Source organism: Desulfosporosinus sp. OT (genome assembly GCF_000224515.1).
Classification (GTDB): Bacteria; Bacillota; Desulfitobacteriia; order Desulfitobacteriales; family Desulfitobacteriaceae; genus Desulfosporosinus.
In genome coordinates, this window is record NZ_AGAF01000059.1 from 20,802 (window position 1) to 38,558 (window position 17,757).

Annotated in this window: 16 protein-coding genes, 6 pseudogenes and 1 riboswitch; of the genes and pseudogenes, 15 read left to right on the forward strand and 7 right to left on the reverse strand. The window is 42.3% G+C overall.

Features of this window, described 5'->3' with window-relative positions:
• Nucleotides 1-242 precede the first annotated feature (242 nt).
• Together DOT_RS05000 and DOT_RS05005 are read left to right on the forward strand one after the other, a co-directional pair.
• Nucleotides 243-2,479, forward strand: a pseudogene (locus DOT_RS05000) (excinuclease ABC subunit UvrA).
• Nucleotides 2,480-2,874: 395 nt separating this feature from the next.
• Nucleotides 2,875-3,036, forward strand: a pseudogene (locus DOT_RS05005) (glyoxalase/bleomycin resistance/dioxygenase family protein); the annotation flags it as partial.
• A 9-nt stretch (nucleotides 3,037-3,045) separates the two neighbouring features.
• Here DOT_RS05005 and DOT_RS05010 read toward each other — a convergent pair.
• The 6 genes and pseudogenes from DOT_RS05010 to DOT_RS31665 form a co-directional block, all read right to left on the reverse strand.
• A complete protein-coding gene (locus tag DOT_RS05010) occupies nucleotides 3,046-3,846 on the reverse strand; it encodes an EFR1 family ferrodoxin (RefSeq protein ID WP_009615123.1) in 801 nt (266 codons plus the stop codon).
• A gap of 380 nt (nucleotides 3,847-4,226) precedes the next feature.
• Nucleotides 4,227-5,075 carry a LysR family transcriptional regulator gene (locus tag DOT_RS05015; RefSeq protein ID WP_009615127.1) on the reverse strand — a complete coding sequence of 283 codons (849 nt, stop codon included), beginning with the start codon at nucleotides 5,073-5,075 and terminating at the stop codon, nucleotides 4,227-4,229.
• Nucleotides 5,076-5,312: 237 nt separating this feature from the next.
• Nucleotides 5,313-5,999, reverse strand: a complete 687-nt coding sequence (locus tag DOT_RS05020; protein WP_009615131.1) for an NAD(P)H-dependent oxidoreductase — start codon at nucleotides 5,997-5,999, stop codon at nucleotides 5,313-5,315.
• Nucleotides 5,996-6,241: a hypothetical protein gene (locus DOT_RS31655; RefSeq protein ID WP_009615133.1), complete on the reverse strand. Its 246-nt coding sequence runs from the start codon at nucleotides 6,239-6,241 to the stop codon at nucleotides 5,996-5,998. Before DOT_RS31655 ends, DOT_RS05020 begins: the two co-directional genes overlap by 4 nt.
• A 16-nt stretch (nucleotides 6,242-6,257) precedes the next feature.
• Entirely contained in the window at nucleotides 6,258-6,557 is a 300-nt protein-coding gene (locus DOT_RS31660; RefSeq protein ID WP_009615135.1) for a flavodoxin family protein, read from the reverse strand.
• Between the two features lie 346 nt (nucleotides 6,558-6,903).
• Nucleotides 6,904-7,107 (reverse strand): annotated as a pseudogene (locus DOT_RS31665) (hypothetical protein); the annotation flags it as partial.
• Here DOT_RS31665 and DOT_RS28385 point away from each other — a divergent pair.
• From DOT_RS28385 to DOT_RS05065, 9 genes and pseudogenes are all read left to right on the forward strand, one after another.
• Nucleotides 7,092-7,247: pseudogene (locus DOT_RS28385) on the forward strand (ATP-binding protein); the annotation flags it as partial. The pseudogenes DOT_RS31665 and DOT_RS28385 sit on opposite strands and share 16 nt — an antisense overlap.
• A gap of 34 nt (nucleotides 7,248-7,281) precedes the next feature.
• Complete coding sequence (locus DOT_RS27705; protein WP_083823960.1) at nucleotides 7,282-8,004, forward strand: hypothetical protein; 723 nt, start codon at nucleotides 7,282-7,284, stop codon at nucleotides 8,002-8,004.
• Nucleotides 8,005-8,070: 66 nt separating this feature from the next.
• Nucleotides 8,071-8,529, forward strand: a complete 459-nt coding sequence (locus DOT_RS05035; protein ID WP_009615141.1) for a MarR family transcriptional regulator — start codon at nucleotides 8,071-8,073, stop codon at nucleotides 8,527-8,529.
• A gap of 110 nt (nucleotides 8,530-8,639) precedes the next feature.
• Nucleotides 8,640-9,620, forward strand: coding sequence for an aldo/keto reductase (locus DOT_RS05040; protein ID WP_139024140.1), 981 nt, complete (start codon nucleotides 8,640-8,642; stop codon nucleotides 9,618-9,620).
• Nucleotides 9,621-9,685: 65 nt separating this feature from the next.
• Nucleotides 9,686-9,952, forward strand: a complete 267-nt coding sequence (locus DOT_RS05045) for a DUF2316 family protein (protein ID WP_009615146.1) — start codon at nucleotides 9,686-9,688, stop codon at nucleotides 9,950-9,952.
• Nucleotides 9,944-10,035, forward strand: a riboswitch (cyclic di-GMP riboswitch). Its footprint overlaps the gene before it by 9 nt.
• Nucleotides 10,036-10,459: 424 nt before the next feature.
• A complete protein-coding gene (locus DOT_RS05050; protein WP_085930973.1) occupies nucleotides 10,460-10,792 on the forward strand; it encodes a PadR family transcriptional regulator in 333 nt (110 codons plus the stop codon).
• Nucleotides 10,792-11,139, forward strand: coding sequence for a DUF1048 domain-containing protein (locus DOT_RS05055; RefSeq protein WP_009615149.1), 348 nt, complete (start codon nucleotides 10,792-10,794; stop codon nucleotides 11,137-11,139). Before DOT_RS05050 ends, DOT_RS05055 begins: the two co-directional genes overlap by 1 nt.
• Nucleotides 11,140-11,148: 9 nt before the next feature.
• Nucleotides 11,149-11,487: a DUF1048 domain-containing protein gene (locus DOT_RS05060; protein ID WP_009615152.1), complete on the forward strand. Its 339-nt coding sequence runs from the start codon at nucleotides 11,149-11,151 to the stop codon at nucleotides 11,485-11,487.
• 82 nt (nucleotides 11,488-11,569) lie between these two features.
• A pseudogene (locus tag DOT_RS05065) lies at nucleotides 11,570-12,711 on the forward strand (D-alanyl-D-alanine carboxypeptidase).
• Here the strand turns inward: DOT_RS05065 and DOT_RS31670 are convergent.
• Nucleotides 12,600-12,981: pseudogene (locus tag DOT_RS31670) on the reverse strand (hypothetical protein); the annotation flags it as partial. The pseudogenes DOT_RS05065 and DOT_RS31670 sit on opposite strands and share 112 nt — an antisense overlap.
• 171 nt (nucleotides 12,982-13,152) lie before the next feature.
• On the opposite strand from DOT_RS31670, the gene DOT_RS05070 reads away from it, so the two are divergent.
• From DOT_RS05070 to DOT_RS05085, 4 genes are all read left to right on the forward strand, one after another.
• The gene (locus DOT_RS05070; protein ID WP_009615158.1) at nucleotides 13,153-14,025 is read left to right on the forward strand and encodes a sugar ABC transporter permease; all 873 of its coding nucleotides are present in this window, start codon (nucleotides 13,153-13,155) and stop codon (nucleotides 14,023-14,025) included.
• A gap of 154 nt (nucleotides 14,026-14,179) precedes the next feature.
• The gene (locus DOT_RS05075) at nucleotides 14,180-15,064 is read left to right on the forward strand and encodes a carbohydrate ABC transporter permease (RefSeq protein ID WP_040411298.1); all 885 of its coding nucleotides are present in this window, start codon (nucleotides 14,180-14,182) and stop codon (nucleotides 15,062-15,064) included.
• 22 nt (nucleotides 15,065-15,086) lie between these two features.
• The gene (locus DOT_RS05080; protein WP_009615162.1) at nucleotides 15,087-16,337 is read left to right on the forward strand and encodes an efflux RND transporter periplasmic adaptor subunit; all 1,251 of its coding nucleotides are present in this window, start codon (nucleotides 15,087-15,089) and stop codon (nucleotides 16,335-16,337) included.
• Entirely contained in the window at nucleotides 16,334-17,731 is a 1,398-nt protein-coding gene (locus tag DOT_RS05085; protein WP_009615164.1) for an ABC transporter permease, read from the forward strand. The genes DOT_RS05080 and DOT_RS05085 overlap by 4 nt, the downstream gene beginning before the upstream one ends.
• The last annotated feature ends 26 nt before the right edge of the window (nucleotides 17,732-17,757 follow it).

A 17,757-nucleotide genomic window follows, 5' to 3' on the forward strand; every position in this document is an offset into this window, starting at 1 on the left:
TGGACTCAGGTATTAGGCAATGCTATAGCTGCATATTCCCACCGCAAGTATTGTACAAAGCATGGACTGAACAGTTTGATCTAAAATAGAACATTTAGGAGATTGTTGATGAGCAAATAAGAATATGAAAATAAACCACCAGAAAATTTTTAAGTGTAAAAGGCAAAAAAGAATGATAAAGAGGTAACAACTGAATTAAGCTTATCAAATCTGAAAGGAATTCTATATAAGGAGACCAAATTATGGAACATGAGAATATCGAAATAGTAGGTGCACGTGCGAATAACTTAAAGAATATCAGTTTGAAAATACCGAAAAAGAAAATAACAATTTTTACTGGAGTTTCAGGGTCGGGTAAGTCATCGATTGTATTTGAAACGATTGCTCAGGAGGCTGGCCGGCAATTGAATGAAACCTTTAGCAAATTTATTCAAATTTATTTACCTAAGCATGGTCATCCGGATGTTGATGCGATTGAAAACCTATCGTTAGCAATCACTGTTGATCAAAAGAGGATAGGCGGTAATTCACGTTCAACACTCGGAACAATAACGGATATCAATCCACTAATCAGGCTATTGTTTTCACGAATCGGACAGCCGCATATTGGCCCTTCCAATTATTTTTCGTTTAATGACCCAAATGGAATGTGCAAGACCTGTGAGGGGATCGGAAGGAAAGTAACACTTGATCTTGATAAAGCTTTGGATAAAGAAAAGTCGTTAAACGAAGGGGCGATTTTGTTGCCGGGCTATAAACCTGGTAATTGGCAGTGGAAAATGTATGCCTCAACAGGCTTTTTTGATTGTGACAAGAAAATCAAGGATTATTCCAAAGAGGAATATGACAAGCTTGTATATTGTAAACCGGTAAAAATTAATTCGGCCATCGTTGAAGGAATGAACACCACCTATGCAGGTCTTGTTGAGAGATTCATAGGTCAGAATGTCAAAACCGAGTTTGAAAAATCGGAGGCATCAAAGAAGAAAATTGAGCCATTCGTCACTGAAAAGCAGTGCCATGATTGCGGGGGCAACGATATAACGAAAGTGTTTTATCGTCGAAGATCATGGGCTGTTCAATAGCAGATTTTTCTGCTATGCAGGTGGATGCGCTACTGGCATTGATGCAAAAAATTGATGATAATAGCGTAAAGCCTATTATTAAAAATTTGACTGAGCGGTTGAATGATTTAATACAGATTGGGCTAGCTTATGTAAGCTTGGATAGAGAAACTTCTACATTATCCGGTGGGGAATCACAACGTGTTAAAATGGTCAAGCACCTTACCAGCAGCTTGACGGATGTCATGTATATTTTCGATGAGCCAAGCATCGGATTACACCCCAGAGATGTGCACAGGCTTAACGAACTGCTTATAAAATTGCGTGATAAAGGCAATACGCTAATCGTAGTAGAGCATGACCCTGATGTCATAAAGGTTGCCGATTACATCGTCGATGTTGGGCCACAAGCAGGCACAAACGGCGGTAGGATCGTGTTTGAGGGCAGCTATAGCGACCTTCTGAAATCCAAGACACTTACAGGAGAATATATCGGAAGGAGCTTGCCGATTAAGAGTAAGCCAAGGACAAGTAAAGATTTCTATGAAACGAAAAAGAGTAGTCTACACAATTTGAAAAATGTCAGTTTACGAATACCTAAAGGTATATTCACTGTTGTTACAGGAGTTGCTGGCTCCGGCAAATCTACGCTTGTTAATGGTGTCTTTGCGAAGGAATTTAAAGATGCCATCATTATCGACCAGTCCGCAGTCAGTGTAAATTTACGTTCAAATCCAGCGACCTTTACTGGCATCATGGATGAAATACGTAAATTGTTTGCTGATGAAAACAAAGTAAGCGCTGGATTATTCAGTTTTAATTCAGAGGGTGCATGCGAGGCTTGTAAAGGGCGAGGTTATATAGAAACAGATCTTTCTTTCATGGATTCTGTTGAAACCATCTGTGAGGAATGCGGCGGTAAACGGTATAAGCTTGAGGCTTTGGAGTATAAGTACAATGGTAAGACCATAGTTAAAGTCCTTGATATGACCATTGCAGAAGCGGTTGAGTTTTTTGTTCAAAAAGAAATCAAAAACAAGCTCAAGTATATAGTCGATGTCGGTCTGCATTATATGACGCTGGGACAGCCGTTAGACACCCTTTCCGGTGGAGAATGTCAACGTTTAAAGCTTGCCAAGGAATTAAGCAAAAAGGGTAATATCTATATCATGGACGAGCCTACAACTGGTTTGCATATGTCCGATATAACCGGCATTTTGACCATTATTGGCCGTCTTGTTGACAAGGGCAATACAGTTATTGTCATAGAACATAACCTCGATGTAATTCGTAATGCCGATTGGATTATTGATGTAGGTCCTGAAGGTGGCAGCAGGGGTGGACAGATTCTTTATGAAGGAACACCTGGTAACTTGAGAAACTGTAAAGAGTCGATTACTGCAAAATACTTGTAAACGAGTGGGAGTTTACTCTCCCCTGACTCCCTAAAACGCCCCCCAGATTTGAACGTTGTAATTCTGCGCATCAATATCATCTTTCTATCAAAACACACCTTGAAAATACCATGCACTACTTTTGAAGCAAAGTTTTTAAGGCTCTACTTCACGTGCTGTCTGCTATCCTTTTGCACTGGTATAGGAAAAAGAAACGACTCTCTTGCCTAATATTGCAGATTTAATTGTATTGAATTTCAGTTTCGTCTGTGCGTTAGCCCAAGAAGAAAAATCTACTTCAATCCATTCTGTGTTTGATTCACCAGACAAGCTGCTAAGCTTTTTAAGTGAGGTATCCGTTTTGCTGAGATTAACAGCGTTTACAGCTTTTAATGAAAATAAAATATCCTCTTTTTCGAGTGGTGCGAATTTATGACCGTGATTTTCATATTATTGAAATCGGAGAGTCAATGGCTGTCATTGCAAGGCGGTATCTTGCTGAGGGAATTTCAGTAGAAGAAACTGCAAAAATCATTCAACATCCAGTGGAGTTTGTTGAGATGTGCAAAGGAAATTGATGGAGGTCTTTAAAAAAAGAATACCGGCTCCTTTCGCTCTTTATACAGTTTATTTAATCGCATTGCAGCGTCTTTGACTAGACCGGTTTTCATAGTTCTGGCGTTTTGAGGACAGTTCTTGATGCAGGCACAACACGTGATGCATTTTTCCTGATCAATCAAATGACGATTTTCTGAATCAATAGCACCAACAGGACACCCTTCAGCACAAATTCCGCATTGCGTACACTCATTACTAATTGCTATGAAATCAACACTCCATAGCTTCGAATCTCCTCTATAGGGATAGTTGCCAGGTATATTTATATCAGAAATGTGATCGACTGATAAAACAGATAGTAGTTTTTCCTTTATTTTACGTCCAAATAATTCTGCGTGATTTAAGTCACTTGCATCAGGACGGGCTTCGGCTATCGGCGTTTTGGAACTAGAAAAGGAGTGTTCTCCAATATAGGCAGCACAGGCGATCGGCATACATCCACATTTTATCAAAATATCTTTAAGCTCAAGTAGTGCATCGTCATACACACGATTACCATAAACGACGATACATACAGCAGGTGTATTACGAGCTTTAATCGCATGTAGCCATTCAATTAAAAGTGCAGGAACTCTTCCCATATAAACTGGCACTGCAAGAACAAGTAATTCATTTTCCGATGTTTGTAATTGTTGTTTTCTCGCATCTGGTTTGGTAATATCTATTAGTTCCACGGTGCTTTGATTAATTCCGCGCGCAATACCTTGAATAATCGTTTTTGTTGTCCCCGTTGGTGAAAAACAAACTAGTTTTAGTGAATGTATTTTCATGACATGTCCTCCTTTAATCTTTAGACTTTCTGTAGTTAGTAATTTTTTTTTATTTTACAAGTTCTTCAAGAATTATAGTAATACAAATTAATTAATTATAATGTTACTAGAAGTGAAATTATACGGGTATAAATTATCCTAGATAGGATTGATCAGCAACGCGTCGACGTACTCCTGGCTTGAGAATCAAAAGGGAGCATCGTACTACTTAAAAAAGTAGTTTGGCGACAATCGTTGCTTTGTCATTCGTACCGTTGTTGGCGGGCGCTGAAGCAGGCTGGTTGCTCGCCGGTGAGTTTGTTGCAGGCTGCAGAGGAGGGGATTCATGCCCTATGATTTTGCAGAGGGGAAAGCTGTTGGGACAGGAGGGAAGCCAGGGTTTAAATGGACAACCCCAGATCTTGCAGAACATAATTTAGCTCGTAAAGGAATGATTCAATATAACCATTTTTTTGAATCTTGGGTATCAAATAGTAGATTATTCTATCTGGCGGAGGATCAAGCAATTCGTGAAGAGTGATGTCTTTATTCTTAACAAGGTGGTACGCTACAGTTGCTGGAATTACAGCCCATGTATTGTTTTCATTTAAAAAATCTTCTAATAGCGACATTTGATCAAGGATTACTTTAGATCCAGCATTGGAACCAAACCAGTAGTCGTGCCATAAATCATATTCGGGATTCCACGGAAGTCGTATCTCCCGTTTTACCTCAAGCATTGAGGGATGAACCTTTTCTTCCAATTCTGATAATCCGTTTGTGGCAAGTAGCATCTTTTCTCGAAAAGCGGGGACAGTTTCTGCTGTTCGTGAAAATTGGTTATCAGATATAAGTGCCAAATCAATTTGTCTCGATTCAATATAGCTGTATGCTTCCCTTGAATGATGGTTATGGAAGACAAGACGGCAGTCCGGATGGTCCTTCATAAAACGGCGAAAGACAGAGGGCAAAATATAAGAACTAACACTACCTATTGAGGATACGTAAAACATTTTACTGTTGCCAAGATTTGTGATTTCCTGTGCCTCTAACCATACAGCCTGCCACTTCTCAGCTACCGATATGAATGCCTTGCCTTGATTTGTAAGCTCAATTGTACGTACCCCTCTTTTGCGCTCTATTAAAGAGTATCCCAACTCACTCTCTAAGGTGTGGATACGGCGGCTGAGTGCGGGTTGCGTCACGTACAGATACTTAGCTGCAGCTGTAATGCTCCCTGTTTTTATCACTGCTAGAAATGATTATATTTCCAATTTTGTCATATAAATACTCCTATAATATAAAGTATTATTTATATTATAGGAACAAAATGATCGCTGCCATAATTGCTCAAGCCCTGAGAGGATATGTAATACATTGAATATTCATCTTAAGAAGATGAAAGGTGTTGAAGCAGAGGTAATTATAATAGATGAAAGTTTAGGAATGTAAAAGAGTATTTGCTGTTTTGTCACATCATTTCTATTCTATTCGTTTAACCGGTACGGTTTCTTATAAAGATCCTTCTTTTTCAGACCATTTTTGCGAGCCAATGTAATCCAGCCCTTGCCACCCATGAAATAGTAGAGGCGTCTTGAAAATGGAAAATCAACTCCAATACAAATAGAATCGATCGTTGTTGAATTCTCATGTTGAATATCTGCTGCGATGGAGGAAAAAGCAGACTTAAGTTTTTGTACGGATTTTTTCATAAAAGGCGCTTTTTTGGTGGCAACCATCATGGGACCCCCACCGATGAGAACGCCGAAACGGAACTCCGCGTTTAGATGTTGGCTGAAGCTCTTGATAACTCTAACAGCCTCTAGGTTTATTTCTGGTTCGGGAAACCCACAATTAACAATAGCATATACTTTGACATGGTTTTTAATGTTTTCGCTGGCAGTGTAATAATTATGGTAATCAACTAAAAATCGTGTTAACATGCCTGGCATGCAAAAATAGTAAAGCGGAAATGAAATAATCATGACATCTGCCTTGGCAAGCGTTTGAAAATCCTCTGTAAGGTTATGGGTTAAGAAGCTTTTTCTGACGTCTATAAATGTTTTACTAAATAGATCAGAATCGATTTGGCTTCCCGCCATTTCCAAGAATTCCTTGGAGACTGATTGTTCGTTTATCTTAGGGCTGGCGTTGATTAAAACGATATTCTTCACAGCAGTCCACCTACCCTTCCAAGTTTCATTTTATTTAAGGCCATAATTGTGTTCTCGGTTGGTTCTTGATAGACCAAGACTTCAATATTTCTGCGGTGTTTTTCTGTGACATCGATGAAAAGTTGTTTATCCTCATCTGAAATCTCATCTCTGTAACCGATGATAATCTGACTGGGGTAAGAATCATACCGTGGTGGATGCATAGTAGAGCCATCAGGTCTTGTTTCGAAAAATGGCAACATATTTGGTATACCTCTATCAAATAATATTTTTGATAGTTGGGCTGAACTGCCCAAAGATAATCGGACTGAGATAAATAACTACATCGCTGTTCATAACGCTTCGGTTGATTTGGGCCATCCGGTCGTTGATAACACATTCTCCAGGCTTTTTGATCCAGCAACCGAAGCAACCCATACAAAAGGTCAAATTCTCCGCGCTTAGTTCCATCAACTCTGTCTCAAATCCCTTTTGTTTCAAAAACTTGCCTGTCAAATCACTAAGACTTTGATAGGCTTTAGTCAGATACTCCTGATCTGAAATCAACAAGGCTTTCATTCAATTCACTCCCTATTATTATGTTTACAGTGTCAACATAATAATAGCACTTAATGTTTACTATGTAAACATTTTATTATCTTGTGGTATAATATATTTATGTATGTTGAGAGGATGTAGGGATCGAGTGTCAAATGAAAATTATCATCATGAAAATTGTAATGATCAGGCTCAGACTCTTTCGGCAATTCATTGGACAGAAATTAATACCTATTTCTTATCGGTCTACATTTCGTGCAAAGTAATACAGAAAAGACAGTCTTTACTGTCGTGCTTCCACAAAAGCAAGAAAAGGACAAGTTATCTGCTTAAGTCAGATAGCTTGTCCTATGGAATTAAATTTCAATTACCTGATAATTTGTAAATTAAATAAAGATCTTAAAAATGGGTAAAACACAAAGAACATACCGGCGAATGCGCTGGCAATATAAAAACATGCCTCTTCACGAAGGAGCAAGGGAATTTTTTCGATATTGGTACTTTGGACAGAAACCTTGTCCTGTAATTTTGATAAATGTTCTTTCAGGAGCCTAAAAATTTTACCGATTAGATTCTGCACGTTCCACAAACACCGGTGGAGCAGGGTTAGGTTTGGCAATTGCCCAAGAAATTGTCACGGCTCACGATGGAACAATCTCTGTGGAAAGCAACACAGAAAATACTACATTTACAGTAAAGCTTCCGTTATAAGAAAATCTTATAAGATGGAATTCCAACATAGCTTCTGGAAGGTTTATTGTTACCCTCCGGCGACAATATTGCGGACAAGTTAGGCCGTTGGGTATCTGGTTCAGATGCAGCTTTCGTGGTAAAGATGAATAAAACAGCTAAAGAGCTTGGTATGACCAATACGAACTATTCTGATGCAAGTGGCGTAAGCTCGGCAACCGTAAGCAATGCTGTGGATCAGATGAAAATTGCCCAGGCTGCCATGGAAAACCCTGTTTTTCGCGAAATAGTCGCCAGGCTACCCTTCCTGGTCACTGTTTTCTGGTACAAAGGCGACGCGGAAGGGTTCATTCAGACCTCCAGCAAAATGAAAACTGTTGCGCCCCATAAGCTCAATAATACTCTTGTCTGGCTAAATGGTAAGCGGGCCGTGGCGGTGTGCATGGCGTGTATACAGACCAGAAAAGAGATTGAAGGCGTTTCAATGGATCTGTCATCTTATGTCCGACTTGTTTACACGGCTTTTAAGGATGCGGATATATGGAAAATCGCCTCTATGGATGCTATATACGAAAAGGATAGCCTTGTACCGGTTTCACCTGCATCTGTGCATCCTTCCAATACCTGCCGATCCAGTTATATGCTGTTAACAAGTATGATAGGGAGCGAGGGCTATGCGATAGACCAAGAACTACCCGGAGATGACTGCCCTGAGTTGAGTGACGCATTGCTTTCTAAGGTCGAGGGATGGCTGGCAAATGTTTATAAGTTGCCTTAAGTATTGACAAAAATAAAAACAAGCATATAATGTAGTCATCTACACAATATCGAGAGGGAGATACCTATGCTAAGTGTTTTCGACAAATACCCCTATAGCCTTTATATTAAGCTTATTGCGCAAAAGATTCGGGAAATAACAGACCAGCTTCTGACGGAATATGGCTTGAATACCTCTCAAGCGATTCTTCTGTGGCATATTAATCAATCAATAGAGGAAAATATTGAAATAAACCGAAAGTTTCTTGAGAAAACAATGGCTTTAAGTGGACCGTCTGTGACAAACTTATTGAATGGTCTGGAGAAAACCGGGTTTATATCGCGCAATAATAACCCTGCTGACGGACGTAACCTCAGTATTGATGTAACAGCCAAAGCCAAACAATTCATAAATGAGAAGAGTTCTGCGCTATCAAAATCTGAGGAATTAGTAACTGAAGGTATGTCATCTGCCGAAAAAGCGATGTTTGTATCTCTGCTGACCCGTGCTTTTGAAAACGTTGACAAGCAGCTGTCAAAGCCATGACTTTACCATGTATTACTATATTTTTTTGAGGAAAAATGTAGTCGGCTACATGTAAGCACAGCATCAAATAGTAAAAATTAAACATTGAATAAATTATGGAGGTTATCATTATGAATTCTCAAAAAAATGGACTGGATTTATCCAGAATCGGACTTGGCTGCGGCCATATGTCAAATGCCAGCGAAACTGATAAAAGTAGAGGCATCGCCGCAATTCATGCGGCATTAGAGAACGGCATCAATCATTTCAACACAGCGGATTTTTATGGCGCTGGCCGAAGCGAGATGTTAATTGGTGAAGCGCTGAAGGGATATAACAGGGATAAATATTTTATATCACTGAAGTTTGGAATGTTGTGTGCGCCTAACGGCTTCATGTACGGATTGGATGTCACTCCCGATAATGTGAAGAATTATCTAACCTATTCGCTCAAAAGACTTAATATCGACTATATTGATCTCTATCAGCCAGGAAGAATTGATCTGGGGATACCTGTTGAAGAAACGATCGGCGCCATTGCTGATCTAGTTAAAGCAGGTTATGTAAAGCATATCGGAGTCACCCAAGTCGATGCAGACACGTTGAGTAGAGCACACGCAACTCATCCGATCAGCCTGGTGGAAGCTGAATACTCGCTTTTTAACCGAAGCATAGAAAAAGATATTTTACCAACTGCACGGGAATTGGGGATCGGCGTTGTCGCTTTTGGGGCAGCGGCGCATGGGCTTCTTGCCGGCGATTGGACAAATGAGCGAATCCAAAAGAGCAAAGGTGGCTTCGTCCCGTTGTTCTTTGAAGAAAATATTGAAAAAAATGTCGCTTTGGTCAAAAGGCTGGGGGATATCGCCGCAAAAAAACAAATGACAGTATCACAACTGGCGTTTGCATGGATGCTATCGAAGGGTGAAGACATTATTCCGCTCATTGGCAGCTTATCACCGGCGCACATTCAAGAAGCTTTGCAATCAATTGATATTCGTCTCACTGAAAATGATATCAAGGAAATTGAAGAAGCTGTACCTGAAAATGAGATAGCCGGCGCTTCTTTCCCCAATAGGAAATTTAGAAACGGTAAGGCTGTTCGTGAATAAAGACAGCAAATTGCTGAAGAAAAAATGAAATCACACGCAACTCAAGGAAAAGAGATGATAATGTTATGAGCTTGAACAGAGCACAAAAAAAGCAGACCAGCGAGGATCTACAGAAAAACTATCAAATTTCCGGACTAACTCCGGCAGATATTCAGCGGGACTTGGGACTGGACTTTGGGCAGATGGAAGAGACAATAAACATGGGACCTGAGGCTGATCCGACAATCGTATGGCGTCTGCGCGACTACATGGAAGAGAAGATCATTGAGCAGGGCAAGGAGCCATTCCCCTATTCCGTGCTGAAAGTTAACAGATGGTTCCAATATTATTAAGGGCAAACCTGTCTAAAGACAAGGGACGCAAAGCCATAGGGTCTAAAGTGCTATAGCGGTACTATGATAGCCTGGTTGCATAGTGACTATGTGTCCGAAGCCTGCCCTATTTTTTGGGGGCAGGTTTAATTTTATCCTGAGCATAGTGGAGTTTGCTAATATTTATTTGTTTTCTAATAATGCGTTTATTGTTGCAGTAATGATTTTCAGCTCACGCTCATCACATAAATGTTTTATTAAGAGGAACAGGATCATGAGTACTACAGGGGTGGATATAACTCATACCATGTAGAACATTTCGCTCCAAATGAAAAATTTAAGCATTTACAGAGGAATCAAGATTGCTCTGGTTTCTTATGAAGCTGAGGGGCGCTTTTTTTGTACATGATGTAGTTAGATTTAAAAAATAATTACCAGAAAAAACGCTATTGACGAATCGACTAATATGTAATACTATATAGCGGTAGTAAGCAATACTGAATATCGGTCATACTTAATAGAGAGGGGGTGATTGTGCTGGAAAACCTAACGGAAATGCTCAAAGGCGTGCTTGAGGGCTGTGTGCTTGAAATTATTAGCCGCGGAGAAACCTACGGCTACGAAATCACGCGGCGGCTGAATGCTCTCGGCTTCACAGATGTTGTGGAAGGAACTGTTTACACCATTTTGGTGCGGCTTGAGAAGAATAAACTTGTGGACATAGAAAAAAAACCATCCGATATGGGACCACCGCGCAAGTTTTTCGTGCTCAACGACGCAGGGCGCAAGGAACTACGGAAGTTCTGGGAAAAATGGGAGTTCGTATCATCAAAAATTAACGAGTTAAAGGAGAAAAAATAATGAATTTTTGGGGGAAAATAACAGGCAGCGACATGACTAAAGACTTGAAAACTTTTAAATCGCGAGCCAAAAAGCTGCCGGCTGATTATCAAGCGGCATGGGAAAAAATTAATGCTAATCTTTGGTCGCACTCAGATTTCACCGGTCGCAACCTCATGCCAATTCTTGACGGTGTGCTTGGCCTGCTCGAAGAAACGGCGGCGGACGGTCAGAGTGTCCAAGAGGTTTTGGGTGACGATATCAAAGGCTTCTGTTCAGCGCTGGCCGGCGAAGAAGGGGCAAAGTCTTTTCGCGACAAGTGGCGCGAGCAACTCAACAATAATATCGCAAAAAAATTAGGTAAATAGGAGGACAAAATGAGCATACAAGATATCATCGAAGGCAAAAAAAAGTGGCGAGCGCACGTGGCGCGTGTCAAAGCGCTCCCGCAAGATTATCAGATTGCTTATAAAGAGATTCAAAAATATCTCTTTAAGGTTGGCCCTGTTGAGCTAACCGACGGGATGGGTTTGCTCTCGGGGATTATCGGTCTTTTTGAAGAGGGCGCGGCCTTGGGGAAAGGCGTGCTCGAAGTGACAGGCAGTGACGTAGCGGCTTTCTGCGACGATCTAATCAAAGATTCAAAAACTTATGCTGACATCTATCAAGAATCTGTTGATCAAGAAGTTAACAAGGCCGTCATAAGAAAATCTTAAGAAGTTCATAAGATAGAATTCCAAAATAGCTCCTTGTTCTGTGATTAAATAATATCATCACAGAACAAGGAGCTATTTTATTATGGTACGAAGAGTAAAAAAGAAAAAGTCAGGAATACGCATATTTGTAGCACTTCTATTTGAAGGTTGGAATTGCTGCTTTTGTTTATAAATCCATCATTATTCCAGGATACCAGCACATCTTTGAGAACGAATATGACGATAAAACCACGTCATATTCTTCTTTAAAGGCAACGCCCGTTTCTTCTGACAATAAAACAATGCCAGTTCCATCGTTGAAGCTTGAATCCGAACCCTCTGTTTCCATATCTCCCGGCGAACTGAACAGTCCTAATGCGATTCTGATCAATTTAAAAGATCATACCATTCTGATGCAGAAAAACAGTGAAGAAAAAATCTATCCCGCTTCTTTAACAAAGATGATGACAGCCATTGTCGCAATAGAAAACTTGCCTGATTTGAAGAAAGAAATCACACTTACCAATTCTGTGTTTCAGGGCCTGTCAGAAGCAGATGCATCTATGGCAGGTTTCCAGCCGGGTGAGAAGGTAAGGGCGATTGACCTTTTATATGGAGCTCTGCTTCCTAGTGGGGCAGAGTCTTGTGTTGGGCTTGCTGATTACATTGCAGGGTCGGAGAAGGACTTTGTAGGGATGATGAACCAAAAAGCGGCAGGTCTGGGCATGCACAACACACATTTTGAGAACTCAACTGGACTTCAGAATGAAAACCACTACACAACAGTAAAAGATCTGACTATTCTTCTCAGCTATGCTTTGCAAAATGATACTTTCCGGGAGATTTTTACTTCATCACGCCATTCCGCACCGCCAACGAATAAGCACCCCCGACGGGATAACCCTTTACAGTACCATGTTTGAAGAACTTAACAATCAGAGCATCGCCAACGGGAAAATCTTAGGAGGGAAAACCGGCTACACCGATGAAGCGGGTCTATGTCTTGCGAGCCTCGCTCAAGTGGGTAAACAAGAATATATTCTGATTTCAGCTGGTGCGAAAGGGGATCACCATTCGGAACAGTATAATATAACCGATGCCTTAGCTTTATACAACAGTATAGGAAAAAACGATTATAACGTTAACTTAGCGAAGGAACCTGTAGACGTTTTGAGGCAACAGGATAAAAGGCGGTTAAACAATTCACCTTTGATACCACCTTTGAAACGACCACAAAGTCCGTGAAAAGTACCAGCAATAAAGGCTTTGGCGTTTGAGATAACAGTATGGAGCCACTTTAAATGGTCGGGATTTTGCTTTGAATCAAAATCTTTGGGTTCATGATTCTTCCTTTGGCTTTAGGACTTTATGCAATATCAGCCAAGCGGTTTTGTATGGAATCCCCAATTCTTCACTAATTGAGGTGGCAGAGCGACCCCGCTTGTCATGAGCAACAAGGTAAATGGCCCAAAACCAAGTCCTCAATTTGGCATGGGTTTTCTACATAACTGTGCCTAAGAAAATAATAAGTTTTTCATAAGAATTTATTAAGATTTTGATAAGCTAAAATTCCAACATCGCCTGCCTGATTTCGGTAAGATGAAATTGCCGAATCGGACAGGCTTTTATATTGCCGAAAGGAGGCGCGGACATGTTGCTTGGTCCATCACGATTAGGGTGGTAAAGATGAGAACTGGAAAATTAAAAACTAATAACGGCTGCCTGGCCTGGCTTTTCCTCGGGCCCAGCCTGCTGGGTTTTTCTCTTTTTTATTTGCTCCCGTTTGTCACCGGCTTTTTCTATTCCTTGGTGGACGGTCCCATTAACGGTACTTTTGTTGGATTACATAATTACGGCGCTTTGTTAAAAAACCCGAGCTTTTTATCAGCTCTGGCGAATACGGCCAATTTTACATTAATCTGTGTACCTCTTAATATGATTCTTTCCCTGGGAGTGGCCTTGTTATTGAACCAAAAAATCCAGGGCCGGAACCTGTTTCGCACCATCATGATAACTCCTTTGGTGGTACCCGTAGCTTCGGTAGTTTTGGTCTGGCAGGCTTTCTTTGATTTAAACGGCGTTTTAAATTCCCTCATCCATGCCCTGGGTTACCCGCCCGTGGACTGGATGAAAACCAACTGGTCCAGGATGGTGCTCCTGGTGATTTATCTATGGAAAAACATTGGTTACAGCGTAATCCTGTTTCTGGCCGGATTACAAAATATACCGGCTGAATACTATGAAGCGGCCAGGATCGACGGGGCCAGCCAATCGCAGGAGTTTTTCCGAATAACCCTGGTTTATTTGACCCCCACGACTTTTTTCGTTTTTATTATTTCGATTATCAATTCATTTAAAGTGTTTCGGGAGACGTATCTTATCTCCGGAGAATATCCCTATAACAGCATCTATATGCTACAGCACTATATGAACAATATGTTCATAGCCCTGGATTACCAAAAAATTACTTCCGCGGCCTTCATTATGGCTGCCTTTATCGTAGCCGTCGTTTTACTGCTGTTTATCGTGGAGAGAAAGATCACCAACATGATTAATTAGAACCTCAGAAGTCAGAAGCCGGAGTCAGGAGTGTAGAGACCAAGGGAAATTGCGCAGCGTATGGAGGGAACCACCGGAGTGCCAGATACAAGTAACTTAAATACTTTTTTCATGGGTAGTAACAAACTTAGAACCGGCGATAGGGGTGTGTGTGTTGAATCGTAACCACCGAATAAAAAATATACTCCATATTACAATTTTACTGGTACTGGCTGTCCTATTCATTTTTCCCCTGGCTGTAACCGTCACCAATTCATTTATGAGTGAACAGGAAATCGCCAATAATTATGACCCGGTGACGGACAAAAACTTAAGCAGCTATAACGATGACACCACGAATCACTTCGCCCGGTTCCAGCTTATACCCGACGTGGTGGTGCTGAAGCAGTATTATAACGTACTTATTAAAAAGACCCAGTTTCTTTTCATGTTCTGGAATTCCGTACTGATTACCTTCCCGATCGTCATTGGGCAAACGATTGTTGCTACCCTGGCCGCCTATGCCTTTGCCAAGCTGAAGTTTAGAGGCAGGAATTTCTTGTTTTTTTTGTATATCATTGTAATGCTGATGCCCTTCCAGGTAACTCTTGTGCCCAATTATTTAATGGCCGGTCAGCTGGGCCTGCTTAATAGCCGCTGGTCCATTATCTTGCCCGGCATCTTCAGCACCTTTGGCGTATTTCTTTTAAAACAGTCTATGGAGCAAATACCGGACTCCTATCTTGAAGCAGCCCGGGTGGACGGAGCCAGCCAGCTCCAGATTTTCCTCAAAATTATCCTGCCCATGGCCAGGGCCGGCATAGCAGCCATGGCCATACTTGTTTTTATCGATAACTGGAACATGGTCGAACAGCCGTTGATTTTTTTACAGGATGCGGCCAAACAGCCTCTTTCACTCTATCTTTCCAGAATCATCGACGGTGAAAAAGGATTGGCCTTTGCTGCGTCCACTTTATATATGATGCCGGTGCTGCTGAACTTCCTTTACGCCGAAAAATACTTACTGGAAGGGATCCGGCTTTCCGGAATCAAAGGCTGAGCAACGGAAGGGAGACAGAAAATTGCAGAATCAAGCGATTGCGGATGATGCGCAAAGAAAAAAAGTGATCGGAAAGTTGAGTCTGCTGTTTCTAATGGCGATGATCGGGTTAACTTTCTTCTCTAATACTATCAATAACTTTGCTCTGCCCAGAGTCCAAACGGTCCGGCCGACGAACGGGGCGTTAATCAAAGAAATATTCGGTGAAGGGACGGTGGAGGTCAAATCAACCCGGGAGGAATACGCAGATGCTAATTTGCGAGTCAAGGAAGTCATGGTGGAGAAGGGGGACAGGGTCAGCAAAGGCCAGCCCATCCTTAGCTTGGACGTAGACAGTATTAACTTGGAGGTAGACACCCTTAGCCTGGAGGCAGACATCCAAAAATCCAATTTTCTGGATGAACAGGCCCGCTATCAGCAACTACAGCTTTCACTGGCGGGGGCCTTGAAGAATCAAGAGCAAAAACAACGAGATTACAACAACCTAAAAGCGCTCTTTGAGAAGGGAGCTGAAACGGCTGTAAATCTGCAGAATGCTGAAAAGAACTTGGCGGAGGAGGAAAGAAACTGTAAAACTATCCAGCTCAATCTGGAAATACAAGCCAGAAAGGTGGAAAGCATGGCCAAACAGGTGGCCAACATGACCAGAAAAGCGGACATCCTGGCTAAACAGGTGGCCAACAACGGCGTGTATACAGCGCCCGTGGACGGCATGATCACAGAACTGAATTTTCCCGCAGGGTCTATGACCAATAACTCCCTGCCCCTGTATAAATTGGCTGATCTAGGGCAGGGGTTCCGCCTGATCGTGCCCATTGACCATGATTTGGTTGATTACGTCAAACCCGGAGATACGGTGAGTGTTAATATTCTCTCCCTGGGGGATAAAAAAGCCGAGGGAAAAATTAACAAGATCGTGGACAACAGCCAGCACAACGGGGAGGAGAAGGATTTGTGGATCGACGTGTCTCTGGAAGGCTTGACAGGCGGCGAAAAGGGAGAAATCTATGTAAGCAAAAAAACAAAGCATTACGCCACCCTCGTACCTAACAGCGCGGTTCATGACGAAAGCGGCGGCTCCTATGTCTTTGTCCTGGAATCAAGAAAAGGACCTTTAGGCACTGAGAACTATTTGCAAAAGGTGGCAGTCAATGTGGAAGACAGCGATAATGCAAAGTCGGCGCTCACAGATATGGTGATGAGCGAAGTGGTGATGCAGAGCAATAAACCGGTGGAGGACGGGGATAGAGTTCTGAAGGAGGCGGCAAATTGAAACCGGCCCACTTGAAACCGGACAAATCAGCCTATCCGGCCTATTTTATGCTGGCCCTGGGTCTGTTGGTTTTAACCTGGAGCACCGTCCTGGGGTCATCCCTGCCCGCCAAATTGGCGAATCTGGGCGGTCTGCACAAAACCAACAAAATCACCGCCACCTGGCTGAGCAGCTCCCATCAGCCGGAGGCCGCTTCTTTTACCCTTAAAGATATGAGGCAGCTAAGCCAATACAACCTCCGGGACTATGATCTGGCTTACGCCGTGGAGGCTTCAACGTCTGCCGCCTATCAAAAGAACCAGAGCCCAGCTCAGGTGCTGGGGGTGAATGACAGGTACGATCAATTCCAGCAAATAAACCTGCGATCAGGTAGTTTTTTAACCTTCGAACAGGAAAACCAGCAGGTTGCCGTAATCGATGCAGACCTGGCTCAGGCGCTTTTTCAAAACTGCAATGTGGTAGGCCTGGAGATAGAACTATATGGCCGGAAATTCAAAATCGTCGGGGTGGCCGGAAATGACCGTTCTCTGATCGAAACTTTGGCGGACAAGGGATACGGCACAGTGTACATTCCGGCGAAAATGCTGTTGGAACTGGAAGCGGATTCCCGATTAACCTCCTTGGCAGTGGCAACCAAGGATGCCGGCACCACCGGCCGCAATGCTGCTGTTTTGGAAAAGGCCCTGGCGTCAATTGGCCAAGACCCTGCCAGCTACAAAATCATCGATTATAACCTGGCGGGTCGTCTGATGGAACAAGCGAACCTGCTGTGCAATTTTGTGGCGGGGATGGTGGCCATGATAATGCTTTTCGGCTTGCTTAGGCGAAAAATAAGGGATATTAATCATTTCTGCCGCCTGGGACTCCGGGGTAAATATTGGTCGGAGATGATCAAGGCGGACGCCGCCAGGCTTGCGCTTAGTATGGCGGAGGTATTAGCGCTTGTTGCAGTGATGATGCTGCTCTGGAAATTAATCAGATTTAGCTTATATATTGCGCCGGAAAACATACCCGATGAACTTATTGATGTTTCATTTTGGACCGACCTCATGAAAAAGGGGATTCAAACCAGGATGCAAAGAGCCGGATATATAGCGCCGCCCGGAGAAGTTCAATTGAATGTTCTTAATACCATCCGGAATTGGAATTTGTTTTTGAACATCTTTCTGGGTTGGCCGCTGTTCTTGCTTGGGCTTTATCAGACCCAGCTGTTGGGGGAAAAACTGCTCTGCAGTGTTTTCCTGTTGGCTGCCTTAAGTCTGGGCGCCGCCTTGCTGATGATCATAAAAATGCCTCCTGTCATCGAGACCGGGGAAGTGTTGCTGGTATTCAGCTCTGTATTTTTAACCGTAGTGACAAAAATAGGGCAAAAGGTCAGGGGACACACCTGCTGAAGTCTTGGTATTTCTACGTGGACAGG

Coding starts and splice junctions, on each gene's coding strand:
- DOT_RS05040 (WP_139024140.1), top strand. CDS start 8,640: ATGAATTCTCAAAAAAATGGACTGGATTTATCCAGAATCGGACTTGGC.
- DOT_RS05045 (WP_009615146.1), top strand. CDS start 9,686: ATGAGCTTGAACAGAGCACAAAAAAAGCAGACCAGCGAGGATCTACAG.
- DOT_RS31655 (WP_009615133.1), bottom strand. CDS start 6,241: ATGTTGCCATTTTTCGAAACAAGACCTGATGGCTCTACTATGCATCCA.
- DOT_RS05055 (WP_009615149.1), top strand. CDS start 10,792: ATGAATTTTTGGGGGAAAATAACAGGCAGCGACATGACTAAAGACTTG.
- DOT_RS05035 (WP_009615141.1), top strand. CDS start 8,071: ATGCTAAGTGTTTTCGACAAATACCCCTATAGCCTTTATATTAAGCTT.
- DOT_RS31660 (WP_009615135.1), bottom strand. CDS start 6,557: ATGAAAGCCTTGTTGATTTCAGATCAGGAGTATCTGACTAAAGCCTAT.
- DOT_RS05010 (WP_009615123.1), bottom strand. CDS start 3,846: ATGAAAATACATTCACTAAAACTAGTTTGTTTTTCACCAACGGGGACA.
- DOT_RS05060 (WP_009615152.1), top strand. CDS start 11,149: ATGAGCATACAAGATATCATCGAAGGCAAAAAAAAGTGGCGAGCGCAC.
- DOT_RS05070 (WP_009615158.1), top strand. CDS start 13,153: ATGAGAACTGGAAAATTAAAAACTAATAACGGCTGCCTGGCCTGGCTT.